The organism is Jeotgalibacillus sp. JSM ZJ347, assembly GCF_044383825.1.
GTDB lineage: Bacteria > Bacillota > Bacilli > Bacillales > Jeotgalibacillaceae > Jeotgalibacillus.
On record NZ_JBISEN010000009.1, the window covers coordinates 33,601 to 58,770 of the forward strand.

The 25,170-nt window shown below is 43.7% G+C and carries 22 protein-coding genes and 4 riboswitches; of the genes, 5 read left to right on the top strand and 17 right to left on the bottom strand.

What is annotated here, in order from left to right:
* Window positions 1-108: 108 nt before the first annotated feature.
* A riboswitch (TPP riboswitch) is annotated at window positions 109-214 on the bottom strand.
* A 14-nt stretch (window positions 215-228) separates the two neighbouring features.
* From lipA to egtB, 3 genes are all read right to left on the bottom strand, one after another.
* A complete protein-coding gene (gene lipA, locus ACH6CZ_RS15655; RefSeq protein WP_039807743.1) occupies window positions 229-1,170 on the bottom strand; it encodes a lipoyl synthase in 942 nt (313 codons plus the stop codon).
* Window positions 1,167-2,000 (bottom strand): lipoate--protein ligase family protein, encoded by an 834-nt coding sequence (locus ACH6CZ_RS15660; RefSeq protein WP_374098381.1) that lies wholly within the window; start codon window positions 1,998-2,000, stop codon window positions 1,167-1,169. Before ACH6CZ_RS15660 ends, lipA begins: the two co-directional genes overlap by 4 nt.
* A gap of 69 nt (window positions 2,001-2,069) precedes the next feature.
* Window positions 2,070-2,169, bottom strand: a riboswitch (TPP riboswitch).
* A 272-nt stretch (window positions 2,170-2,441) separates the two neighbouring features.
* On the bottom strand, window positions 2,442-3,701 hold the full coding sequence (egtB, locus tag ACH6CZ_RS15665; RefSeq protein WP_374098382.1) for an ergothioneine biosynthesis protein EgtB: 1,260 nt from the start codon (window positions 3,699-3,701) through the stop codon (window positions 2,442-2,444).
* 157 nt (window positions 3,702-3,858) lie between these two features.
* Between egtB and ACH6CZ_RS15670 the strand changes: the two genes are divergently transcribed.
* Window positions 3,859-4,758: a phosphotransferase gene (locus tag ACH6CZ_RS15670; protein WP_374098383.1), complete on the top strand. Its 900-nt coding sequence runs from the start codon at window positions 3,859-3,861 to the stop codon at window positions 4,756-4,758.
* Window positions 4,759-4,965: 207 nt separating this feature from the next.
* Here the strand turns inward: ACH6CZ_RS15670 and ACH6CZ_RS15675 are convergent, their stop codons facing one another.
* The gene (locus tag ACH6CZ_RS15675) at window positions 4,966-6,048 is read right to left on the bottom strand and encodes a C45 family autoproteolytic acyltransferase/hydrolase (RefSeq protein ID WP_374098384.1); all 1,083 of its coding nucleotides are present in this window, start codon (window positions 6,046-6,048) and stop codon (window positions 4,966-4,968) included.
* A 252-nt stretch (window positions 6,049-6,300) separates the two neighbouring features.
* Window positions 6,301-7,098, bottom strand: coding sequence for an EcsC family protein (locus tag ACH6CZ_RS15680; protein ID WP_374098385.1), 798 nt, complete (start codon window positions 7,096-7,098; stop codon window positions 6,301-6,303).
* Window positions 7,099-7,252: 154 nt separating this feature from the next.
* Here ACH6CZ_RS15680 and ACH6CZ_RS15685 point away from each other — a divergent pair, with 154 nt between their 5' ends.
* The gene (locus ACH6CZ_RS15685) at window positions 7,253-8,242 is read left to right on the top strand and encodes an ion channel (RefSeq protein WP_374098386.1); all 990 of its coding nucleotides are present in this window, start codon (window positions 7,253-7,255) and stop codon (window positions 8,240-8,242) included.
* A 21-nt stretch (window positions 8,243-8,263) separates the two neighbouring features.
* Here ACH6CZ_RS15685 and ACH6CZ_RS15690 read toward each other — a convergent pair whose 3' ends face one another.
* From ACH6CZ_RS15690 to ACH6CZ_RS15705, 4 genes are all read right to left on the bottom strand, one after another.
* The gene (locus ACH6CZ_RS15690; RefSeq protein ID WP_374098387.1) at window positions 8,264-8,716 is read right to left on the bottom strand and encodes a flavodoxin domain-containing protein; all 453 of its coding nucleotides are present in this window, start codon (window positions 8,714-8,716) and stop codon (window positions 8,264-8,266) included.
* The gene (locus ACH6CZ_RS15695) at window positions 8,713-9,753 is read right to left on the bottom strand and encodes a ribonucleotide-diphosphate reductase subunit beta (RefSeq protein ID WP_374098388.1); all 1,041 of its coding nucleotides are present in this window, start codon (window positions 9,751-9,753) and stop codon (window positions 8,713-8,715) included. The genes ACH6CZ_RS15690 and ACH6CZ_RS15695 overlap by 4 nt, the downstream gene beginning before the upstream one ends.
* Before the next feature lie 12 nt (window positions 9,754-9,765).
* Window positions 9,766-12,036 (bottom strand): ribonucleoside-diphosphate reductase subunit alpha, encoded by a 2,271-nt coding sequence (locus tag ACH6CZ_RS15700; protein WP_374098389.1) that lies wholly within the window; start codon window positions 12,034-12,036, stop codon window positions 9,766-9,768.
* A gap of 340 nt (window positions 12,037-12,376) precedes the next feature.
* Window positions 12,377-12,576: riboswitch (cobalamin riboswitch) on the bottom strand.
* A gap of 118 nt (window positions 12,577-12,694) precedes the next feature.
* Entirely contained in the window at window positions 12,695-13,270 is a 576-nt protein-coding gene (locus ACH6CZ_RS15705) for a YitT family protein (RefSeq protein WP_374098390.1), read from the bottom strand.
* A 208-nt stretch (window positions 13,271-13,478) separates the two neighbouring features.
* Here ACH6CZ_RS15705 and ACH6CZ_RS15710 point away from each other — a divergent pair, with 208 nt between their 5' ends.
* Window positions 13,479-14,024 (top strand): glutathione peroxidase, encoded by a 546-nt coding sequence (locus ACH6CZ_RS15710; RefSeq protein WP_374098391.1) that lies wholly within the window; start codon window positions 13,479-13,481, stop codon window positions 14,022-14,024.
* A 51-nt stretch (window positions 14,025-14,075) separates the two neighbouring features.
* On the opposite strand, the gene ACH6CZ_RS15715 is transcribed toward ACH6CZ_RS15710, so the two are convergent.
* The 4 genes from ACH6CZ_RS15715 to ACH6CZ_RS15730 form a co-directional block, all read right to left on the bottom strand.
* A complete protein-coding gene (locus ACH6CZ_RS15715; RefSeq protein ID WP_374098392.1) occupies window positions 14,076-15,377 on the bottom strand; it encodes a Na+/H+ antiporter NhaC family protein in 1,302 nt (433 codons plus the stop codon).
* Window positions 15,378-15,526: 149 nt separating this feature from the next.
* Window positions 15,527-15,632: riboswitch (SAM riboswitch) on the bottom strand.
* Between the two features lie 94 nt (window positions 15,633-15,726).
* Window positions 15,727-16,179 carry an SRPBCC family protein gene (locus ACH6CZ_RS15720; protein ID WP_374098393.1) on the bottom strand — a complete coding sequence of 151 codons (453 nt, stop codon included), beginning with the start codon at window positions 16,177-16,179 and terminating at the stop codon, window positions 15,727-15,729.
* Window positions 16,180-16,181: 2 nt separating this feature from the next.
* A complete protein-coding gene (locus ACH6CZ_RS15725) occupies window positions 16,182-16,520 on the bottom strand; it encodes a MerR family transcriptional regulator (RefSeq protein WP_374098394.1) in 339 nt (112 codons plus the stop codon).
* Between the two features lie 114 nt (window positions 16,521-16,634).
* Window positions 16,635-17,393: a MerR family transcriptional regulator gene (locus ACH6CZ_RS15730; RefSeq protein ID WP_374098395.1), complete on the bottom strand. Its 759-nt coding sequence runs from the start codon at window positions 17,391-17,393 to the stop codon at window positions 16,635-16,637.
* Window positions 17,394-17,561: 168 nt separating this feature from the next.
* On the opposite strand from ACH6CZ_RS15730, the gene ACH6CZ_RS15735 reads away from it, so the two are divergent.
* Entirely contained in the window at window positions 17,562-18,737 is a 1,176-nt protein-coding gene (locus ACH6CZ_RS15735; RefSeq protein ID WP_374098396.1) for a hypothetical protein, read from the top strand.
* 66 nt (window positions 18,738-18,803) lie between these two features.
* On the opposite strand, the gene ACH6CZ_RS15740 is transcribed toward ACH6CZ_RS15735, so the two are convergent.
* The 3 genes from ACH6CZ_RS15740 to ACH6CZ_RS15750 all read right to left on the bottom strand — a co-directional run bounded on the left by ACH6CZ_RS15740 (window position 18,804) and on the right by ACH6CZ_RS15750 (window position 23,084).
* Complete coding sequence (locus ACH6CZ_RS15740) at window positions 18,804-19,025, bottom strand: WYL domain-containing protein (RefSeq protein ID WP_374098397.1); 222 nt, start codon at window positions 19,023-19,025, stop codon at window positions 18,804-18,806.
* Window positions 19,026-19,323: 298 nt separating this feature from the next.
* Window positions 19,324-21,141 carry a YhgE/Pip domain-containing protein gene (locus tag ACH6CZ_RS15745; RefSeq protein WP_374098398.1) on the bottom strand — a complete coding sequence of 606 codons (1,818 nt, stop codon included), beginning with the start codon at window positions 21,139-21,141 and terminating at the stop codon, window positions 19,324-19,326.
* A gap of 2 nt (window positions 21,142-21,143) precedes the next feature.
* On the bottom strand, window positions 21,144-23,084 hold the full coding sequence (locus ACH6CZ_RS15750) for an efflux RND transporter permease subunit (RefSeq protein ID WP_374098399.1): 1,941 nt from the start codon (window positions 23,082-23,084) through the stop codon (window positions 21,144-21,146).
* A gap of 275 nt (window positions 23,085-23,359) precedes the next feature.
* Here ACH6CZ_RS15750 and ACH6CZ_RS15755 point away from each other — a divergent pair, with 275 nt between their 5' ends.
* A complete protein-coding gene (locus ACH6CZ_RS15755; RefSeq protein WP_374098400.1) occupies window positions 23,360-23,932 on the top strand; it encodes a TetR/AcrR family transcriptional regulator in 573 nt (190 codons plus the stop codon).
* Window positions 23,933-24,147: 215 nt separating this feature from the next.
* Here the strand turns inward: ACH6CZ_RS15755 and ACH6CZ_RS15760 are convergent, their stop codons facing one another.
* Window positions 24,148-25,137, bottom strand: a complete 990-nt coding sequence (locus tag ACH6CZ_RS15760; RefSeq protein ID WP_374098401.1) for a class F sortase — start codon at window positions 25,135-25,137, stop codon at window positions 24,148-24,150.
* Between the last annotated feature and the right edge of the window lie 33 nt (window positions 25,138-25,170).

The following is a 25,170-nucleotide window of genomic DNA, read 5'->3' on the forward strand; positions in this document are numbered from 1 at the left end:
GGCCATAGAAAGCGTCCCCCTGAAGCGGAAATTATCAGCCCACTTTACAAATACCAACAAAAAACGCCGCCTTCCAATTTCTCTGGAAAGCGGCGTATATTAAAAGGTTCGCATATACGGCCACTTCCCTACGCTGGTATGATCCAGATCAGGTTCAAAGGGTCCGGACAACAGTCCGTCTCAGCCGGTTTAACCGGCTCCCCCAGTGGGTGTTATTCTATTCAATTATTACTGCAGATTGTCTACTGTTCTGCCATCTGCTTCAACGCCCTTTAAATACTTGATCCGGCGCTGTGCAGACGTTTCACTTACCTGCTCGTCCGCATGGTATGAAGAACGAACCATTGGACCTGCTTCACAATGCTTGAATCCTTTAGAAAGGGCAATTTCCTTCAGCTCTGCGAATTCATCCGGGTGATAATAACGCACAACATCAAGATGCTTTTTCGTTGGCTGCAGGTACTGACCAAGTGTCAGGATATCTACATTGTGTGCACGCAGATCATCCATCGCTTCAATCAGCTCTTCCTTCGTTTCACCAAGACCAACCATGATACTTGATTTTGTCGGGATATTCGGCGCAATTTCTTTTACACGTGCAAGCAGTTCAAGTGAACGGTCATACATCGCACGCGCACGTACTCTTTTCGTCAGACGGCGAACCGTTTCGATATTGTGGTTGAAAATATCCGGCTCTGCATCCATTAGTGTATGAAGGCTTTCATAATCACCTTTCATATCTGAAGGTAATACTTCGACTGTACAGCTTGGCAGACGGCGGTGAATCGCACGGACTGTCTCAGCAAATACTGCAGCGCCCCCGTCATTCAAGTCATCACGCGCAACCGCTGTGACAACGACGTGTTTTAAGCCCATCATTTCAGTAGACTCTGCCACACGTTCAGGCTCGCCCCAGTCAAGCTCATTCGGCAGACCTGTTTTCACTGCACAAAAGCGACATGCTCTCGTACACGTATCCCCAAGAATCATAAATGTCGCCGTTTTACGCTCACTCCAGCATTCGTGAATATTCGGACACTTCGCCTCTTCACATACTGTATTCAGCTTCTTCTCACGCATCATTTTCTTCAGCTTTTTATAGGAATCATTCGTATTTAACTTTACCTTCAACCATTCGGGTTTACGTACATGTTCTTTTGCATTTGTCATACTCTCTGTCTCCCTTCCCGCTTATAGCTCCATTCTTCACTCTTATACTTCTCTTCTAGCTCTGCTGCTGCTCTTAACATCTCTTCTGGCGGTGTAAAAGGTTCCAGATGAATATCGAGCCCTTTCATGAACCCTTCTCTAAATGCATGATTCACTTCTTCAAATGTGACAGGACGTTCAAGCACGTCATTAATTGCGACGGCTCTTTTTGTAAATGCGCGTCGTGCACGCTCCTTTACTTTTTCACTTGGATAAATAAATAAATCAAATAGCTTTTCAAGATCCATTGAAATCGGGATAGAACCATGCTGTAAAATAACACCTTTTTTACGTGTCTGCGCACTTCCGGCTGCCTTTTTACCGTCAACTATCAACTCATACCATGACGGCTCTTCAAAGCAGACGGCTGATCCGTTCTGCTTCTGCTTTTCCTCAGGAATCGAAAACTCTGCCGGAATACCAAGCGCACGGTAGCCTTCTAAAATGCCTTTCGACAGAACCAGATAGGCTTCTTTAATCGACTTTGGCATATCTGGATGATTTTCAGATACAAGCACACTATAGGTGAGCTCATCTTCATGCAGGACAGCTCTCCCGCCTGTTTGTCTGCGCACAAGTTCAACACCGTACTTCTCAGCATTTTCAAGATCTATACTGCCACCAACCTTTTGAAAAAAGCCGACCGAGATCCCTGCAGGCTTCCAGCCGTAAAATCTCAGTACCGGCGGAATTTTGCCTTCGCTATGCCAGTTCATCAGCACTTCATCCATTGCCATATTAAATGACGGTGTGCCGTGACCGGAATCAAGAAAATACCATGTTTCTTTCATCGTCTGCCTCCCTCCTTCAATTACATAAAAAAACACCGCTTCCTATTAAAGGAAGCGGCTTATACACGTAACTATGTAAGCATACTTCCCTCCGCTGGCATCATCCAGATCAGGTACAAAGGGTTCAGCTAAAAACTGTCTCAGCCACTTGGCTCCCCCAGCAAATAAATTAATGAAATTATCAGTTAAAGAGTATCACAGTCATTTCCATAACGCAAAAAGAAATTTGTGTTACAGTAACTGTTTCAAACTGGTACAGCAACTTTATGTTTCCTATGTAATCGTGTTCAATGCTATTTTAATAGCGAAAAATAAATTTTCATCTGTACTATAAAAATTCTGTACTAACACAATAACAGGGTATCAATTGCATCAAAAGATGTGGGATTTGGGACAAAAGACTAAGTACCCTGACGGAGAAATCCTCAGGGCACTGTTATGTTAGTTTTCTACAGGATCATCTGCCAATCTGATTCCGCTGAATTGCCACCTCATATGAGGGTAAAAGAAATTACGGTAAGTCAGCCTGATATGAGAAAGTGGCGTCACGCACGAACCGCCTTTCAGCACAATCTGATTCGACATAAACTTGGCATTATACTCACCCAGCGCACCATCAAGGGGTTTACTGCGCGGGTATGGCGTATAGGGACTCTGCGTCCATTCCCATACGTCACCAAATGCTTTTTCAAATCCGGATCCGCTGTAAGTATCATCAGGCTGATAACGGTCATCATCCATAAAGTTCCCTTTTACTTCTTCACCCTTCATCGCATGCTCCCATTCCTGTTCAGTCGGCAGGCGCTTGCCGGACCATCTTGCGTAAGCATCTGCTTCATAAAAACTGACGTGTGTAACAGGCGCTTCCCAGTCAATGGGCTGTAATCCACTCAATGTGAAGTTTGACCATTTATCATCTTTTTTAACCCAGTAAAGCGGTGCGTTCCACTTCTCTCTTTTCACAATCTGCCAGCCATCTGACAGCCATAATTCCGCTCTGTCATACCCTCCGTCCTCAATAAACTTCAGGTACTCACGATTTGTAACCGGCCGATTGGCAATCTGACAGCCATTCAGATAGGCATCATGACATGGCGTTTCATTATCAAAAGCAAATTCCTGCGCATCAGTACCAATTTTGGTCATTCCTTTATCAAAAGAAGTGAATGTCAGCTCAGGCGCCTTGTCTCCCTTAGTTGCTTTGTGCTCAAATAGCGCCGGATAGAGCGGGTTAAATGAAAGATTATATTTGATGTCCATCAGAATCAGCTCCTGATGCTGCTGTTCATGCTGAAGCCCCATCTCGATTAACTCATAGAGATGATCCGTTATTTCTGCCGTATCAAGCAGCTTGTTAATCTGCTCATTTACGTGGTTCCGGTAGCTGACCGTCTCTTTTACCGTTGGGCGTGAAATGAGACCACGTTTTGACTGTGGATGAAACTCTCCCACTGTCTCGTAATACGAGTTAAAAAGATAAAAGAATTGTTCATTAAAAGGTTTGTATCCATCCACGAACTCAGTCAGAATAAACTTTTCAAAAAACCAGGTCGTATGGGCCAGGTGCCATTTCGTCGGACTCACAAATGTGTCTGCCTGTAAAATAAAATCCTCAATTTCCATTCCTGACGTAAGCTTTTCACTATAGACACGAATGTCCTGAAACATCTGCTGAATGTTTTTAGTTTTTGTTGCGCTCATGATCTTCTTCCCTTCTATGTATGGTTAAAGATTGTTATTCCCTTCAGCAGATTGGCGTACACTTGATTTTAGAAATAATTGTTAAGCTCTTCTGATTTGTAGCTGATCCATGTATGATGAAAAACATATATTCTGTTAACAGAAATGAGTGATTGATGTGAATCCATGGGAAGCAACACATCCAGTCTCACTGGAGAAAGCGAAGGATAAAATTGAACGCGCGTTTCCACATTTGAAACCGATCCGGATTCAGGCGTGCGGGACCGGCTTTGATCATACGGTCTATGAAGTAAATAGCGCATATGTCTTCAGATTCCCGCGCAGACAGCTCGGCTATGAAGCCATGCAATATGAGAACCGGATGCTCGGGAGTCTGGTTAAACTTAATTTTGATGGAGGTTTTCAGTATCCAAAGCCCGTTTTTTACAAAGAGGCAGAAGGCGATGATTACCCTTATGTAGGTTTTACAACGATTAAAGGAAACGTGTTAACGGAAGAAACTGATACTGACCTGCTGCATCAGCATGCCGGAGAGCTTGGTGTTTTTCTCAAGCAACTTCACGCACTGCCTGCTGATCAGATAGACGCAGACACCGATCATCTGCACCGCTTATCATCAAAACGCAGGAAGAAGCATTTTTACGATATTGCACAGGAATCATCCGCAGCCATCCCGGAACCATTATTTGAAAAGCTGCTTCACTATATTGAACAGCTGGAAGAATGGGAGAATCCGACCGGTAACGTTCCACTTCACGGAGATCTTCATCCGAAAAATATGATTGTACAGGGTGGTCGCCTGACTGGCATCATCGACTGGGGAGACGCGCATATTGGTCACCCTGCAGTCGATCTTTCGATTGGTTATGCTTGCATGACACCTGCAGTAAGGTCAGTGTTTTTTGAGAACTACGGTGAAATTGATGAACGTACAAAAGAGTTGGCGCGGTTTAAAGCTGTTTTTATCATGACAGTTTTGGTGCGGTATGCGAAGAATACTCAGGATGAGGACGTGCTGAGATGGGGACTCGCTGGACTTAAGAAGTCACTTCGTTAAGGGCAGCTGGTCTGCAGGGGCTGGTGCCGGCCACTGTCATATTTCTACTATCGACGTCGTTATAATGGCTGGTGAAGTCGCGATACACCCGGATTGACTGTTGTATTGCACCTGCTGACTGTCATGTTGACAAGATTGAACGTCGTATCACCCAAGCCGCGTCACATCAAAAAAGGAGAAACCTCTCCAGCAGGCTTCTCCTTCCATTTATTTCATAGCTTTCTTTTTCCCGGCACTCCAATACGCTCCTTCATCCATATGCACAAAAGGAATATCTGTTTCTACTTCACCAGTAATCTTTTCAAACAGGACATCTTCGCCCTCCAGCCAATTCGCAAAATCGAATTCAACAGGTTCCCGGTCACCGCCGAGTGCGAACCAGGTTTTCATTTCTGTAGGCAGATAGCCGGCCGTGTGAATCGTGCCCGCCCATTGACTGTACAGATCTGAAAACACCCCTTTATCAGAATCATTCATTAGCCGGAACGCATCATACGCCGTTTTCAGTTCTCCGCGGTGATTGTTCATGGCATCAAGCCGCTTCATTGAATCTACCAGATGGTTTCTGTTTTCTTCCTTCATAATTTCAAAATGATTCGTACATACATTTGACTCCCGCACTGCTACTCCACGCGGGGATGTTTCGATTACATAAGTCCGGTTGCTCCGGTCATGAACTGTATAACTGAATGAGTGGCGGTGCGGGATCTCTTTTAGCATCGCAACCGCCTCATCTACATTCGCACACGCCTCTAAAATCAGCCTTCCGATCATACAGCAGATGAACCCGTCTCCAGGCTTTTTACGGTGCATAAAGTTATAACCCATCGTCAGTCCGTGTTCATTCATGCCGTCCATGCGCCCGGTAATCCTCTGAGTTGGTCCTGCAATCGCGTAGCCTGTATCAGTTGGCTGATAAAAGCTGTAGCGTCCTTCATAGGTTTTTGGCATATAATCATAGTTTCTGATCAAATAATTATCACCGGTTAAAATGGAGCAGCCAGAGCGCTTATAATCCGTCCGGTATCCACCGAACTCCATCATAACGCGTTCCATCGGCCATTCCAGCGCATCACGAAGTCCGATCAACTCATCCCATATTCCCGGCGCCACTTTTGTAATTGCATCTTTCACTTCCGCTTCCTTCACTGTAAAGCGCGGAATCCTTACCTTCCACTGCTTTTCTCTATTTTTAACGGTGAGCGAGTCTTTCAGCTTCTCCCCCTGAAACATACCAAAATCGTAATGAGTCCCTCTAAACTGCAGAATATCACTGTGCACAGATTTCATCGTTTTGCCTCCAGTATCTGGTTATGCATTCAGTGTAAAAGAGATTTCAGCGGAATGCAAAAGGTAGATGGTTGGAGTTTTGTACCGGGATGCGCTGAAAGTTGCATGAGTGTCAGCGGGTGCTGCATTGTGGTTGCTGACGGTGCGATACACCCGGGTTGAGTGCTGTATACTCCGGATCGAACGTCGTATTTCATCAATCGAGTGTCCTCACACAACCAGCCGAGTGCACTGTTCACCGAATCGGGCGCACTACGCCGCTTTCTCCAACCGCTCCATAATCTTCCGTTTCTGATAGAGCATCGTACCCGTTTCTGCCAATTCGTCAATCATCGTTCTATTAATTAATGCCCCGATTAAAATTCCAGCAATCGGCACAATCTGAAGCAGTTTTTTCAAACCGAACTGTTCCGTAAATGTAAGTGTTACCTCACGCCAGCCCTGAATTTGTGAAATGACATCATTTGATTTTTCACCAGAATGATAATTTGACAGTTCCTTCAGAATAGACTCCTTCCCAACAACGTCTGCTGTAGAAAATTGAAGGCATTTAATGATGAAGACACGCTCCATTTTGTCATCAGGATCGTATCCGTGCATCAGGGCAATTTCCTGCAAAGTGGTCAGTGACAGCGTCAGAATTGCCGGAATATCAATCGCCAGTGTGAAGATGCCGCCGACGCCAGTGCTTGCACCCTGTGCGGTGGCCGTATTTTTCATTCGGGCGGCAACCTTTTGTGATGCCTTTTTCATATCCTCGACCGGAACAGTCTGAAAGTCATCTTTCGATTGAATACGATGTCCCGTGGTTTTCTCAAAAAACCGGTACACTCTCTTTTCACTGGCCAGGTAGCGCCCGCCTGTCTGAATAAAGCTTCCGATCTCATCCAGCAGCACGCCGATTTTTTTTTGAATAAACTTTGGCGTCAGTCTGTCCAATACTTTAAAAGGCAGTCGCATTAGTTTATCCCAAAACCATCCGCCACCCTGATCCTTCTCCCATTTTCCGATTCGCGCTAATTCACTTTCCAGATAAGCTCTTGATTCCATTGGTTATGCACCATCCTTTAGATTCTTTACGTATGAATATCCTTCCCGGTTTCAAAGCGCTTTAACATATAGAGTACAGTGTTACTATTTTCCGTTTAAAATGAACGATTAAGGTAATAGCACACTATAAGATTTTATGAAGGAGGGTCTTCCCTTGAATGAATGGACGATGTGGATTGGCATCATTCTATTAGTGGTTACCCTGATAGATTTCATCTGGACAACCTTGTGGATTGAAGGTGGTGCCGGTCCGATAACTAATCAATTATCCAACGGTATCTGGCGGTTAATGAAGAAAATTAGCAGAGGAAACTCCAAGATGCTGAGTCTTGCAGGACCACTCATTTTAGTGTTAACCATCATTGTCTGGGTTAGTCTATTCTGGACAGGATGGACGTTCGTTTTTGCCAGCCATTATGGTGCACTGTTTAATACCGATAATGGACTGCCGGCTGACTTTATGGATCACATTTATTTCACCGGATATATCTTTTTTACACTCGGTAATGGTGAAATCATTCCAAACGGAGATAATTGGAAGGTCATGACGATCATTGCAACTGGTACTGGCATGTTTTCTATTACATTTGCAGTCACCTATCTCTTATCTGTTTTAAGTGCCGTTACACAGAAAAGAGCTTTTGCCCAGAGTGTGAGTGGAATTGGTAAAAGCGGAACAGATATCGTCAAGTCAGCGTGGAATGGACAGAATCTGCATAACCTGGACCTTCTGTTGAATTCTTTTTCGACGGAATTAAGCAAGTTGACTGCGCAGCATAAGGCCTACCCTATTCTTCACCACTATCACAGTATTAGTCCTCAGACTGAAGGAGTTGTTGCGGTAGCAGCACTGGATGAAGCGATTACGCTGATCTATGCAAGTATTCCGGTAAAATACTGGCCGAACACCCTTCTGTTGAAAGAAAACAGATCTGCTATTGATGATTATCTGAAAACCTTACAAGGTACACATATCCCTACAGCAGATGAACCACCTGTTCCCGACCCTGAAATACTCGGTAAGAAAGGGATTCCAATCCTGAACAAAGATAAATATGAGCAAGCATTTAAAGAGGAAACGGAGCGCAGAAAACAATTATTCGGATTGGTTAAGGAGAATGCAAGCAAGTGGCCGAACGACTAACGATCGTCCGGCCATTTATGATCAGCATACTGCTGTCATTTCATATACTTTTCCCATCAATTTATCAGCGAACTTTTTACATTTCTCTGCATCTGACTGTTGCGGTGCAAGCTCTACTTTTAGCGTAACCGCAAGCTTGGTATGCACATATAGCATATCCCGGAACCGGTCCACTGCTCCGCAGAAATATGGATAGCACTGATCACCAGTGCCTGCGATCCCCGTCACGAGTGATGACAGCGGCTGTCGCTCAATTGCTTCAAACAACCCGTTCATTTCCCTTGGCAGCTCTCCATTTCCCCAGGAATAAGTGACAATCACACATAGCTGATAGTCACATAACCGGTCTGTATGAAAATCTTCCACTCTCACAACATCCGTTTTTGATGTCACTTTCTCAAGCTCACCTTTTAATAGATACGCCAGCTGCTTCGTATTCCCTGTCCTGCTCGCATATACCACCAGCGCCTTCACAGCTCATCAAATCCGTTTGAAGACGACACCTTTGTATACGCTCTCGACTTCTGCTCAAAGAAATCCGACTTCGTTTCATTCATCATTTCATCACTAAACACCTGAATCCAAGGCATTGGATTTTTGATTTCCTCAAATGAATTTTCAAGCCCGAGCTGTCTGAGGCGTTTATTCGCCAGATACTCAACGTATTGTTCAAATTCCTCAAGGTCAATTCCCTCAATTTCAGCTAAAATATCACGTGACCATTCCTTCTCAAGCTCAACAGCCCTGCCAATCGACTGATAGATATAGTCAATGTTTTCAGCGGTATTCAGCTCAGGATTCTCCGCTAAAAGAATCCTGATAAACTGCGACATGAAATAAGCATGCTGCATCTCATCCCGCTGAATATAGCTGATCATCGTACTCGTCTTCAGCATCTTCTGATTACGTGCGAGGTGATAGAAGAATGCGAACCCCGCATAGAAATAAATGCCTTCAAGATTAATAGAGTTGACTGCGAGTTTAAATAGGTTTTGCGGCGTCGGATCTTCTCTGAACTGCTCATACGCTTCTAAAATATACTCATTGCGCTTTCTCACAATCGGATCTGACTTTGCCTGATTAAAGCGTGCATTCTGCTCGCTGAGAGGAACAAGCGAACTCAGAATATAAGAGTATGACTCATTATGAACAGCTTCCTGCTGTGAAACCACTGCAAAAATTGCTTTAAAGCTTGAGTCCGTTACATAATCCATGACCTGATTCATCGTCGGCGTCTGCAGACTGTCGAGTGAAGCAAGCTGCGTGTTGATCCGCAGAAAAATATCCTTTTCTTTTTCACTCAGCTGATCCCACTGCTTAATATCATCCTGCATATTGATCTCCTGTGCTTTCCAGAAGTTTGAGAGCAGCGTCTGATACAGATCATACATCTGCGGGTGCGCAATATCGTTCCAGTTTAATAGGCCTGAGTTCTTCCCATTGATAATGCCTGTCGATTTATTCGGATGATCCGGATTTAATAGCTTCATTTTCTTCAGTGTCTGTGTCATCATTCTTCCTCCTTAGCTGTGGCACGCTTCGCATTCTTCAATTTCAGCCTGTGATGTACTTCTGACGTAATAAGTCGTCTTCAGCCCGTTTTTCCAGGCTTCCATATGCATATTGAGTAATTCCTTCGCCTTAATCGTATGCTTCACGTAAAAGTTAAAGCTGATCCCCTGATCCACATGCTTCTGACGCGCAGCATTCTGCCTGATACTCCACAGCTGATCAAGCTCATGACGGCTTTTTCTGTAGTAGCTGTAAGTCCTGTGATTAAGGTCAGGCACGGTTACTTTGAACTTAAAGTTCTTCTTCTCTTCCGCATATTCCACTGCATAGATTGGATCAATACCATCTGTCGAGCCCCCGATTTTTGCCGTGGATGAATTCGGTGCAACTGCCATCAGCCAGCCGTTGCGGATGCCTTTGTCCTGTACACTCTTTTGAAGTGCCTGCCATTCTTCTGAATGGTATCCTTTTCTCTTAAAATAACGGCCAGTCTGCCATTCTGATCCTTCAAACTGACTGTACACACCTTTTTCCTCAGCAAGTGCATTTGAAGCTTTGATGGTTTCAAGTGCAATGGTTTCATAAAGTTTGTCTGCATAATCTACTGCTTCTTCAGACTCCCACTGAATGTTTTCAAGTGCGAGCAGGTGATGCCACCCAAATGTACCAAGTCCAATCGCACGGTATTTCTTATTTGTCCGCTGCGCCTGACCAACCGTAATATTGTTCAGATCAATAACGTTATCAAGCATTCTGACCTGAATTGGAATGAGCCGCTTCAACACCTCACCTTTTACAGCGCGTGCAAGATTAATAGACGAGAGATTGCAGACAACAAAATCACCCGGCTTGCGGACAATCACAATGTTTCCATCCTCATCCTCATATTCTTTTGTAATTGTTGTTGCAGACATATTCTGTGCAATTTCAGTACACAGATTGCTGCAGTAAATTGACGTCCGCCCTTCAGCAATCTTATTCGGATTCTGACGGTTCACCTCATCACGGTAAAACATATACGGCGTCCCGGTCTCAAGCTGTGACACCATCATGCGCGCCATCATATCCATCGCGCGATACGTCTTTCTCGGTAAAAGCGGATGATTCATAGCCTCTTCGTATTTCTCAGTAAAATATTTGTGGTCAGCCTCATCATAAAAGTCCTCCAGACCGAGTGGATTTCCATGTTCATCCTTCCACCCCATTACTGTTTTCACTTCATGAGGACAAAACGTATGCCACTCTCCAATGCTGCGGCCCGACTCATCTGTTTCCTGTAGCTTTTGCATAAATAAATCCGGAATCGATACGCCTGTAAAAATATCATGCGCTTTTCTTCTCTCATCCCCATTGTTTGTTTTCAAATCTAGAAAGCCGTTCATCATATCTTTATGAAATACATCCAGATAGACTGCAACAGCGCCTTGTCTCTGACCAAGCTGATCCACACTGACCGCTGTGTTGTTCAATAATCGAATCCACGGAATCACACCAGAAGAATTCCCTTTAAACTTTTTAATATCAGACCCAAGCGCCCTTACTTTTCCGTAATATACGCCGATTCCCCCGCCGTCTTTACTGAGCCGCGCAATATCCCAGTTGTTTGTGTAAATGCCATCCAGCGAATCCTCCACCGTATCAATAAAGCACGATGCAAGCTGTCCGGTCTTTTTCCCGGCATTTGATAAAGTTGGCGTGGCAACAGTCATAAATAAGTTACTCATTGCCCAGTATGCTTCTTTGACAAGTGACAGTCTCTTTTCAGGTGCTTCATTTTTCATCAGCAGCATCGCAATGATCATAAAGCGCTCCTGCGGCAGCTCGTAAAGGTTGCGGTCATGATCACGCGCAAGATAGCGATCAGCAAGCAAAAACAGACCGATATAGTTAAAAAGATGATCCCGCTCCGGTTCAATCTCCCGGCCGAGTTCTTCCAAATCAGCTTTTGAATAAGCATTGAGTTCTTCAGTGTAAATATCTTTATGTATCAGCGTCTGGATCAGCTCATGGAAGCTGCCGTACTTTTGTGAAGGGTCATAATTCCGATTTGATGCTGCCTGCTCATACAGTTCGTTCAGGTATAGTCCTGCTGCAAGGAAAGTCCAGTCCGGTGCGTCCATTGCTACACGGTTCAGTGCATAGTGCATGGCAAAGTCACGTGCGGTATCTTCTCTTTTTGCAAGCTGCTCCATCAGTTCAGTTGCATCGAGCCTGTGTTTGACTGCTGTTTCTTTAATGGTTTGCAACGTCTGCTGGAGATTGGTTGTTTTTTGTGTGGTCATGCTTGTGTACCTCCGTCTGAAATAATGTAGTGTACTTCCCGTAACCGCTGATCCTTTCCGTGGAGGACTACGCTTTCCTGCCCCCGGCCGGTGAGCTTCCTCAGGCTTCGCCTTGCGGGATCTCACCGGGCCTTTCCCGGGGCGGGAGTCTCCGTCCTCCACTCCAAGGATCAGCTTTGTTTTAATAAAATGGCCTTATTGCATAAAAAATAGTAAAAGACAAAACAAAAACCGCCTATCGGAATAGGCGGTCAGATAAACGATTTGCATTATAAGAGCAGAGTTCACACACGGGACCTGTCTTATAAAGCCATCGTTTCTTTCCTCACACCCCGAAGAAATGAAAACAAAAAATAAGACAGGTCTCCTGACTTGTGCGTCATTCTACTCTGAACCCTTCCCATATAAGCACCCTGATTTAGAGCTCTCTTACACAGTGGATTGTTCATTTCGTCAGCACATACAGTTGCGGGGGCAGTACCGGATTCTCACCGGATTCCCTTTTAAGCGATGTTTCGCATCTTATTTTTCGGCAACACTATATGTAGTTATCATCAAAAACAAAAACACTATATATTGAATAATGACATCTTACCTGAAAGATTTACTTTTGGCAAGGAAGAGTTCATTTTATTATATTGTAATTCATTTACGCAAGTTACCCTTCAGCTTTCCTGTGTACGATAAGCGCTGTGACAGCTCCGACGATGGTGATCACGCAACAGGAATAGATAAATGTATATAGACCAAGCACCTGATATCCAAGCAGGATCACGATGCCATCAATGATAAAAATGACGATTCCTGCGTTGATGGAGACAGCTTTTGAGATGATATGAGCCAGAAGATCTGTGCCCCCAGTACTCGTCTCAAAACGCAGCATTAGACCAATCCCAAGACCAATGAACAAGCCGCCTGCTATGACACTTGGAACAACCGGCATTTGAAACACCTGTCTTAGCGGCGACAGCCAGTCAATGAACAGTGACGAAACGAATAAACCATGGAGACTACTATAAAAGTAAGCTCTTTTCGTGAACCATGAATAAACAAAAAGTGGAACACTGAAAAAAATCATTGCCAGCCCCGCCTGTATGCCGAAATAATAATGAGCAATCAGCGCAAGACCAATCATTCCTCCGTCAAGCAAATGGTGCGGGACTAAGAAGCCATTAATCCCTAAAGCCAGCATGAGACTTCCTAAAATGATTGCCATGCTCTTTTTTAAAAGCATATGACCCCTTTCAATATGAAATTTATTTCTTATTTTATGATGCTCTGAGAGATATATGCCTTTGCAATCAAACTGGAGATGTACTCCGGATAAAAAATATAGGCACTTTGGTTTATCGATACCAAACAAAGGTTATAGGTATAAAAGATTAAATAACTAACGAAGTTCATATAAAAATATGAATTCTTCACTAAGGAGATATCAACTTATGACCGTCTATGATTTCAAAGTAAAAACATCCAGTGGATTCACTAAAAGTCTTGATACTTATAAAGGAAAGCTATTGTTAATTGTTAATACCGCAACGAAATGCGGCTTCACACCTCAATTAGAAGATCTGCAAAAACTGCAGGAACGCTATGAAGATCAGGGGCTGCAGATATTAGGTTTTCCTTCTAATCAGTTTGCTGAACAGGAGCCTCTAGGGGATGGAGAAATTACAGAGTTTTGCGCAATGAACTATGGTGTGAATTTTCCTATTTTCCAAAAGATCAATGTAAGAGACCAGGACGCGTCTCCGCTTTTCAACTACCTTTCAGAACAGAAGTCTTTTCAGGGCTTTGATATGACTCATCCTACTTCTAAGCTGCTGGTTTCTATTATTAATGAACGATTTCCCCACTATATGGACGGAAACTCTATTAAATGGAACTTCACGAAATTTTTAATTGACCGGGATGGACAGGTCATTGAACGCTTTGAATCAACATCAGAACCGCTGGATATGGAAACAAAGATTAAAGAAGCTTTATAATACCAAAAGCCGCAGCAGGATGAACTGCTGCGGCTTTTCTATCTTCAAAATTTATACACGCTTCTCTTTAAACCTCGGATACTGTATCGCGATCGCAATGGCACCTGATAATGCAATCAGAATCGGGTAAATACAATACGGTACAATTTCAGCCGGTGAGATTCCCGCGACTCCCGCAACTGCAAGAAGCTGTGCGCCGTAAGGGATCACGCCCTGTACTGAACTTGAGAAGATATCAAGCAAACTCGCTGATCTCCGCTTATCAATACCGTATTCATCAGCGATCTGCTTCGCAAGTGGTCCTGCAGTGATAATCGAAATCGTGTTGTTAGCCGTCGCAAGGTTCACTGTACCAACAAGCCCGGCAATACCGGCTTCTCCACCTTTTTTCGTTTTCACACGGTTCGTCACTGCCTGAAGCAGGAATTCAATTCCGCCATTTAACCGGATCAGCTCTACAAGTCCGCCGAGCAGAATCGCGATCATCGCAAGCTCCTGCATATTTGTAAATCCATCACCAATCAGCCCGATTAAGTCCATAAAGCTGTATTGTCCAAGTACCAGTCCAACAATGCCTGCAAAAATGATTCCGCCAAGCAATACCAAAATCACATTTGCACCAGCTACTGCAAAAATCAACACGCCAAGATAAGGCAGTACCTGCACTAAATGATATGGGTTATCCCCATCAATAGAAGCACTGTTACCCGTCGTCAGCACGCCAAAAATAATGGCTGTAATAATCGCTGCCGGTAATACAATAAAGATATTCGCCTTGAATTTATCCTTCATTTTTGTCCCTTGAGTACGAACCGCTGCAATCGTTGTATCAGAGATGATTGACAAGTTATCACCAAACATTGCACCACTGACGATTGCACCCATCGCGAGTGCCACACCGATATCTGTCTGCTCTGACAGCCCAAGACCAATTGGTGCCAGCGCTACGATTGTTCCGACTGACGTTCCCATTGAGATCGATATAAAGCATGCGATCACGAAAAGACCAACGATGAGCAGATTCTGGGGCAGCAGTGACAATCCAAGATTAACGGTTGAATCTACAGCACCGGCTCCTTCAGCAACAGAAGCAAATGCGCCGGCTAAAAGGAAAATGACAACCATTAAGATAATGTTCGGATGCCCGCCACCTTTCGCGAGCTGCATGGTCTTCGTCTGAAAATCTGTTTTTCTATTCATCAGCATTGCCACTAAAATCGCTGTGAACAATGCCACTAATACAGGCATGAAATAAAAGTCGCCTGTTAAAATACCTGACCCGATAAAAAGTAAAATGAATACGCCGAATGGAACAAGTGCCAGCGGATTACTTTGAATATTCTCCTGATTCATCTGTCATAGCCTCCTGAAATTTAATCTTGCCCTGACCTTCAAAAATGTACCCATTTCGGGTGGAACTAAACGCTTGAAGAAGTTTTTTCAGGACACAAAAAAAACCTCTCCAATAAGAAAAAGAAGAGGCTTATATAAGCAAACAACTTTTCTTATTTCTCAGGCAAATGCCTGCTGGAATTGGCACAGTACTCAAACTCCGAGTCCGCTGCCGAGGCTTCAAAGGGCCAGTCCCTCCGCCTCTCATCATAAGAAGATGGTTATGAAGTTTTTATTGATTGTTGAAATATAAGTGATTCACTCGGATAAGTCAATACAATCATTTAAATTGAGAATATTCAATCATTGTTCAGGTGTCTTCAGCTTCTTTTTTCACTCTTTCAAGAAATTCGAGGACCACTTTATTATCCTGTTTCCCGCCAGCAAGCTTCAGCATGGCTTTCCCGACAAAGTTTGCTCCTTTATTCTCCCCTTCATAAATGAGTCGGGTCTGCTGATCATTTTCTTTAATTAGATTGAAGGAGAAGGTTGTATTAAAAGCCTTTGCCAGGATAAAGTTAAGTTGTTTATATTTCTCATTTGGTTCATCTTTATAGACCAATGTATGAACTACATAAGTTTCAACACGTTTTCCCTCACTATAGGTTTGTTGATGCTTCGCTCCTGAAACAGTTTCCTCCCCTTCCAGCAACTCATGTGAAATCACTTTTGGCATAATTCTTTTGATATTCTTATCCCTGAATAATTCCCATACCTCTTCAATATTTGCGTCAATCAGTACATCTTCTTTCCATGTGATCACACTCACTCACCCTTTCCTGATTCGATAAACTGGTCAATTTCTTCGATTTTGCTTCTCATGTTTTCTATTTCATTTACTATTTTTCTCCGCTTTTGCTGAAGTAATGCTTCCAGATTTTCGAATGATTCATCTCTCATCACTTCAGACATCTCCTGGATCGTGAAACCGAAATGTCTCAGCTTTATTAAAAGAATGGCTAAAAAATAGCTTCCGTCATCATAGTAGCGGTAACGATTTTCAGGATCAATATAAGCAGGCTCAAGCAGGCCCACCTCTGCATAATAGCGGAGCGTTTCTTTACTTAAACCTGTAACCTCAGCAAATTCACTGACTTTGTACATATGCATCAGCCCCTTATACTCATTTTAAATGATGGGGCGCACAACATGGTCAACAAAAAAGAAAAAGTCATTTGCAGGAACTTTTTCAGATCCGCAAATGACTTTTGACTAACTTTATTTTGCTGTGAACACATGAATCGCATCCCGCAAAAATACAGTTGCACCTTCAAAATGCTTGTCATAATAGGCAGTAAAACTCTCATCACTCACATACATGTCACCAAGTCCTGCATGTGCCTCTTTGGAGTACTTTGGCCAAGTAAAGCTCAACCATTCTTTATGCAATTCAGCTGCTTTTTGTGCCTCAGCTGAAGCCGGGTCGCCTGTTTTATAGGCGTTTTCAAGTGCTGCAAGAAGAGCTTTTTCCACATCATTCATCTGCTTGAAATCATCTTCTGACAGTCCCATCATTTTTGCATTGCTGTCATTAACGATCTGATCCCCATATTGTTCACGTACTTCTTTCCCATACTTCTCTTCGTTTTCATCAATCAGTTTTTTCTTAAAGCCTTCAAACTTCTCCTGATCTGACATTGGAGTGCCTCCTTCTTTGCTTTCAATCGTTTTCTGAACGTTTGAAATAATTTGTTCAAGACGGGCATGTTTTTCCCGCAGTTTCTGAATATGCTGCTCCAAAGCTTGGACCAGATCAAAGTCCGGGTGATGAATGATCCTGGTGATTTCCTCCAGACTTACGTCAAGTTCCCGGTAAAAGAGAATCTGCTGCAGCAGGTCCACTTCCTTCTGACTGTAGATACGGTATCCTGATGAACTGATTCTCGCGGGCTTCAACAGATCAATCTCATCATAATACCTCAGTGTGCGGCCGCTTACACCGGACAGCTTTGCCAGCTGCTGAACTGTATATTCCATTTACACCCCTCCTGACAAATACAGCATAAGGCTTTACGTTACGTGAAGGTCAATATGTTTTAATCATCTTTTTTTAATATATAGTCGATTTTTTCAAAATGAAAGTTTTTAACATGATTAATTTAGGTTAAAAGAGTAAGAACGATAAAGAAATGATGGGGTGAAAATATGAGCGGATCGAATTATACACTGGGTTTAATCGCAGCGCCGGGATATCCGAAAGAATTAATTGATTCGCTGAAGGCTGAACTTCCTGAACTGCTGGATTATTATGTGGATGATAACCGGGATTGGAAAATTGATTGTTCAATTGATTCTCTAACCGGTGGCACTGACCAATCAGATGAAGTGATGAAAGCGATTCTGTCCAAAAGAAAAGAAAATGAGTGGGATTTTACAGTTGCCCTTACAGACCTTCCTTTACTTTTTGGAAAAAAAGCAATCATTGCTGAAGCCTATGAAGAAGAAAACATTGCATTGATCAGCCTGCCGGGGCTTGGAGCGGTTTCCCTCTCACGCAGAGTCAGGGACTCAATTCTCCAGCTGGTGAATGAAATGTTCTACACGACTTCTGAAGAGGGACGGGAAAAAGCAGAAAAAAGACTTGAGCAAAAAGATAAAACAGAGAATAAAGATTTAAAAACCAGAAATCCCAAAAGGCTGGTTGGTAAAAAAGGATTTGATAAAATTTCACCAATCCAAAGAGAAACCCCTGAGGATACGGAAAATATTGATGTAAGATTCAAAGTCAATTCCTATGCAGGCAGCGCATTGCGCCTGTTAACCGGTATGGTGCGTGCGAATAAACCGTGGGTTATGTTTTCGTCCTTTAAAAAAGTCATCATGCTTGCTTTTACAACCGGTGCTTATGCACTGGTGTTTCCCACACTTTGGATGCTGAGTCATGAATATAGTATTTGGAGAATGTTTTTGCTATCCAATATTTCAATACTTGCAATGGTTTTCTGGATCATTTCAGCCCATCAGTTATGGGAAAAGAAGCAGGTAACCCAAACAGCACCACATCTTAGAAAGCTTTATAATGCAACAACATTCCTGACCCTTTTGACCTCAGTATTATTATATTATATGTTACTGTTTATCCTGTTTTCATTTGCAGTCGTTTTATTTATACCGATGGGTCTGCTGCAGTCTGAGGTATCACCGGATGTTGGATATGTGAACTATTTTTATATTGCCTGGACCGCAACAAGTATCGCCACTATTATTGGTGCACTTGGTTCAGCACTCGAAGATGAGGAAGTCGTCTTATCTTCCACATATGGCTACAGGCAGCGGCAAAGATATGACGAGATCAGAGAAATGATGGAAGAGGAAGAATAATAAAATGGTATGTAAGTGCAGAGTCCTTTTTGAAGCAGCTGCTTCCTGGAGGACTCTTTTATCTGGTCAGATAATCAGCTTTTCTTTTTTGATCATTGGTTTGATTGACAGGATTCGGTCATATTGAAAAGTACGGACAGCTCTTCTTTTCAGACAGTAGGCTGTGAAAGAATTTTCCCCGAGCTTTCTGATCAGCACTCTTCTCTCAGAACAGACACCATCATGTTTCATATAGATCATTTTGACTGTGAGACCCTGCTGCCAGTAGCGGAATAATTTCTCTTTCATGATCATTCCTCCTCGTACCTTTATTATACGAACAAACGTTCTGAAAGTAAACTGAAAAGCTGCTGCAGAAGGATATAAATTTAAAAAACTGACAGACGGATATCCGCCTGTCAGTTTGATTTAAGTGGTTGAATGAGATTTTTTCCTTATAGGTATTTAGACATGAAACGTCGAAGGTTGGTGATTGAATGCTGAACATGGTGTGTTTACATTCGAACATCCGGGGATAACCTTCGAACATCCCTGGCTGAACGCCGAACATCACCCGTTAACCCGCGAACCTCATCGCACACACCACTTACCTGAACAAATCCATCAAACGATCCCAGAAGCTCTTCTCTTCTGCAGCTTCCTCTTCTGCTTCTTCTGCATCTTCCTTTTTCAGGCTGTCTGTCTTAATCACAAATTGAACTGATTCAACGCCCTCATTCTGGTCAGATACAAATGAAACCGGCTCAAAATCGGATTTATCGAATTCGCTCAGCATGGCATCAATTTCTTCCTGGAGCTGGTCAGGCAGCTCACTTGTTGCTGAAGCCAGCTCTGAAGTGCCACTATATAAAGCGCCTGCACCGTCCTCAAGCTCATCTGTGCCACCTGTCAGACCGCCAAGTCCGCTATGAAGTTCTCCATACGAACCTGCAAGCTCACTGACACCGCCAGTATATGAAGCAAGACCTGAATGGAACTCTGCGAAGTTTGCAGCAAGCGTAGCTAACCCCTGCTGCAGCTGACCTAAAGATTCATCCATATTGGTTGCTGCAAGACCGTTTTCAAGCTGGTCAGCAATGGTATGCAGGCTGCTGCTCATTTCAGCCAGTGCACCCTTGCTTTCTGAAAGTGCACCCGGAACGGCTGCAAAAGCTTCCTCTGTTTGTCTGTAAGTTTCTTTTACAGCAAGTGATGACTTGTAGCTTTCAACAAGCTTATTGACTGTTGCTTCATCCGCTCCACTCTCATAAAGCGCTGCGATGTCAGCTTCACTGATCTGATGTTCCGGAACAGCCGCGATTGCCTGATCAAGCGCATGGTAAGCCTGCTCATAGCTTCCACTTAAGCTTGTCAGTCCGCTTCCGACTTCATCAAGTCCGCCGGCAATTTGTCTGAATGCTGCCGGGAGTTCACTGAATTCACCCGTATTTACTTCACCGACACCTGCTCCAACTGATTCACTCATCTGATTCAATGCATCCTGAATCGAAGAAGATCCTTCAATCAGTCCACCTGCATTTTGTGAGAGCTGACTGATGCCGTCGCGGAATTGTGCTGAACCGTCATACAGATTTGCTGTTCCGTTATTCAGTTCAGCGATTCCGGCCTGCAATTCGCCAACCCCGTTATTCACTTCAGCAGTGGCATCTGACAGTGACGTCATTTCCTGTTTCACTTCAGCTGTATCAGGTGCCTCAATAGACATGGATGATGGTACGGCAGCGATTTGAATCGCCTCCATCTCAAGGTCCGTGACATCTGCATTCACCTGATAGCTCTCTTCTTTTTCAGGCAGCACGGTAAATGTTACCTGTCTGTTTTTACCGGCAGTGGCAATTGTTCCGTCCGGTGCTTCAATATTTTTAAAGCGCTCAGCATCAAATGTCATTGTGATCTGGATCATATAGTTGTTGAAAAAAAGTTCTTCACCCTCAGTATTTTTAGAAGAATCGATTTGAATCGTAAGCGCTCCGTCCTGACCAATCAGCGATTTGGCATCAGCTGCTTCACCGTTTAACGAGTAACTGATATCAAAATTCCACGGGAGCGCTCTATTTTCAAGATTACCCTGATAATAAAATTCTTCTTCCTGTGCATTCAGTGTAATCTCGCGCTCCTGCTGCTCAATTGGTGTTAGATCAGTCAGATTCTGAACGTTCGTATAATCACCGTAGTCCGTAATTTCACCGAATTCACTTACGGTGAAGTTATTAACGACATAAAGATCTTTTTGATCCCCTGCTGCATCCAACGTCGCATAGACCACTTCTGTCTTTTTATCAAAAGTGCCTTCTCCCGTCACAGTGTTGTCTTCAGCTGTATTCTGTGTTTCCGCTGAGACGAGGAGGGTTGGCATGGCAAGTAGAAATGCTGCAAATCCTGCGCTTGTGCGTTTAAATTTCATTGTCATTTCCCCTTAAAAAAGTTTGCTTTCCACGTTGTTTTCTCAATGACTTTATCGAAAATCACTAGCAGTGCCGGCAGTACAAAGACGACCATGATAAAGGCTAATAATGCCCCGCGTCCAAGCAGTAATCCGATTGATGAGACAACCGGGTTTGTTGAGGTGATCCACAGAATAAAGCCGACACTTGAGAGAATGGAAGCTGATACAAAAATGGCAAACAGCTTATCATCAATCGTCTTTTTAATCGCTTCAAGCGCAGTCATTTCCTGTCTGAGCTTGTAGTAGTTTTCGGTGAAAAGAATGCCGTAATCAACCGTTGCCGCAAGCTGAATTGTACTGATCAGCAAATAGCCGATATAAACGAGCGGCGCATCAGTAAAGTACGGAATCGCCAAGTTGATCCAGACAGAAGCCTGAATCGTGATTAACAGGACAACCGGAATGGAAATCGAACGGAATGTCAGCAGCAGGACAAGTCCCACTGTCACGACCGTCATGATATTAACGAACGTATTATCCTTTTGAACGATCTCCCTCATATCATACAGCGTGACACTTTCACCAAGAAGGTGCACATCATCATAGTAGCTGTCTGCTGTTTCCTTCACGTCTTCAATGAGCGTAAAGGCTGGATCACCTTCAGTTTCCGTCTCTGCAAAGATCGTAATTCTCGCATAGTTCTCTGAGTAGAACTGATCTGTAACTGATTCATCCAGATATTCAGGCGGAACCGCTGCACCCGCTACATTTACGTAAGACATCACGCCTGAAATATTGTCCAGCGCTTCAATCTCACGGACAAGCTCCTCTTCAGTCCCGCGGTCTTCAGCAGGTACCAGCAGAACCATTGGTGTTTCCTGCCCAAAAATTTCTTCTGTCGCAATCGCATCCTGTCCTGCACGCGTATTCTCAGGATGTTCACCCGCTCCGTAAATGAACGTCGTATTGCTTTGCGCGAGAAATGCCGGCACAATTAACAGCAGCACTAAAATCAAGCTTGGTACACGCAGCTTGATCACGCGTTTACCGACACCCTTAAAGTCAGGGATAAACTGGCGGTGCTGCGTTTTATCAATCCATTTATAAAACATTAAAGTCAGCGCCGGTAAGAAAATAATGACACTGATAAAGCTGAGCAGGATCCCTTTTACAAGGTTAATCCCGAGATCCGATCCAATGCCAAACTCCATAAAAGTAAGCGCCATAAACCCGAAGAATGTCGTTGAGGCACTGGCGATAATCGCCGGGAAAGACCGCTTCATTGCAAGCTTCATCGCAGTGGTCGGATCATCAACTTTTTTCCGGTAGTCTGAAAAACTGTGGAGTAAAAAGATCGCATAATCCAGCGATACAGCAAGCTGGAGAATCGGGGCAACTGATTGTGTGATAAATGAAACTTCCCCGAGAAAAATATTTGTTCCCAGATTAATCAGGATTGATACACCGATTGCGGTTAAAAAGAAAACCGGTTCAACCCATGAATTCGTCGATAATATTAAAATGATAATGATAATTGGAACAAGCAGCAGTGCGGCATACATGGACTCATCTCCGGCCATCTGCTGGGACACAGCTGTCGTTACCGCTTCACCCGTCAGCGCATTTTCTTCGCCGATCAGATCATAAATTTCATTGGTAACAGCTACCTCCTGCTCTTCTTCAATGGTAATGGAAATTAGGGCTGCCCCATCCTTGTAGTAGGATGACAACATCTCATCATCGGCCATTTCAAGCGGAACCGTCAAATCCATTACATCATCAAGCCAGGTGACGTCTGAAACGCCATCAATCGCTGCCAGCTGTTGTTTTACATCCAGTGCCTCAGCAATGGTGACATCTTTAATCAACACATTTGCATTCGGCATCGGTTCATCGAATTCTTCCTGCATGATGTCAACCGCCTCAATTGACGGGGCATCATTCGGGAGATAATCTGCCATATTATAATTCACTGAGACAGCAAACTGGGCTGCCGCACTAATCATCGTAAGGATAAAAAAGATGATTACGATACTTTTTTTATGTTTTATTACCTGTGACGTCCAGTCGATAAAGCGTCATCCTCTCTTGCACAGCACTTTCATACACTCTAATATTATATTGACACAGTGTTGGGTATTCAACAGACAGTCTGTTTCAGAATGTCAGTTTTCCAACACAACGTCTAATAAGTGTTGGATTTTCACAAACCTTTAACATAAGGAGTGTCACATGAATGTCTGAAAAACTCGATCACCGTAAAAAATATACGCGCAAAGTATTAAAAGAAAGTTTAATTCAACTGCTTGGTTCAAAGCCGATTTCTTCAGTGACTGTAAAAGAAATCTGTGAAATTGCTGATATTAACCGCTCCACCTTTTACACACATTATCAGGATCATTTTGACCTGCTGCATAAAATTGAAGAAGAAATTGTTGAGGATATGGATCGCTATCTTCAGGGCTACAGTACAGAAATTGATGAAGAAGCGCTTCAGCTGACTGAAAAAATCCTCGAATATATGATTGACCACAAAGACATCATCCAGGCGCTGCTCAGTCCAAACGGCTCTTCAGCATTTGAGAAAAAAGTGATGGAGCTCACACGCCTTTATATGATGAATAATTTGATGAACGATAACGGGATCCGTCAGGCGGAATCCAAATATTTAAGTACATTCGTTGTGAGCGGTGCGATCCACGTGATCAAGGAGTGGATCGCCAACGACCTGGATCAGCCGGTTCAGGAGATGGCGGTGCTGATTAACAGTTTTGTAAATGAGGGGTTGGCATATTTGGAGAAAGGGTGAGGTATTTGGTGGCGCGGGGTGGTTCGACGTTTGTATGACGGTGTTCGCGCTTTGTGAGGTCCGGTTTGGCGTTTGAGCAAGACTGTTTGACACTTAATTCGTGCTGTTCAACGTTCGTGAGCTGATCTTCAACACTTCGGGACTTTTCACCCACCCCGCTTTTTCTCTCATAACCCTAAAAACCGCAAAGCACTCTCAGCGCTTTGCGGTCAAACTTAATTTCCTTCTACCTTCTTCGATGGTGCAGATTCTTTCTTTTTCAAATTGACTGCTGTCACGTAATACTGGTCTCCTGCAGCGGCATCCGGATCATAATAACTTTTACGTTCATGCGCTGACACGCTTGCGACATGGACAAAGCGTGGATCCTGCTCTGACTTTTTATAGACGCGATAGCCGATCACTGTTTCATTGCGTACAGCGTGCCATGAGACTGATCCCGCTTCAACTTCCACATTTTCAGGTGCTTCAGTCACTTTTAACGGATCAGTTGGTGCTTCTTCAGAAACGAGTTCTGTGTAGACAACCAGTCTGTCCGGGTATAAATGCTGTTCGCGGTCAAATGTGCCGGTACAGGTGATGATATTGAGACTTCTTTTATCGGACGGACCGAAAATCTTTTCAATTGGCGAATCATCGGTAGGATAACTCTCTTTCGTTTTCACTTCAAATGTGAGTTTAACTCCGTGTTCATCAGTTACGATGATCTCCGCTCCCGGTTCTATGTCTTTTAAATAAAAGAAAATCGCCGGTCCTTCTTTACTGTCAACATGACCTGCTATAACTGAGTTACCGACTGCACCGGGCTGTATGCCGCGGTTATACCAGCCGGTTACATCTGTTTCCTCAGGCACTTCCATTTCACCATTATCAAGAAGACCTACTGGAATGACGCCTGTATCAATATCAAGACTCGGGATCTGGATGCGGGCAGGGTTAATTCCCTCTTCTTGAATCTTTAGCTGTTCTTCAAGCTCTGCCTGACGTTTTTTTAAAGAGTCAAGAAGAACAAACTCTTCTCCTTTATGCGCGACGGCCTTTGTCTGTTTAGCCGTTTCTTCTTCTATTTCTTCTTTCAGATTTTGTGATTCATCAGCGGCTGCCGGTTCCGGGACTTCCTTTTCCGGCTGGTTCATGGCAATCGCCTGATAGCTGACGACACTCAGCAGTAGCACCGCTGTTAAAAGAACAAGTAGCTTCTTCATCGCTTGATTCCTCCATTCATATGAATAGAGAAG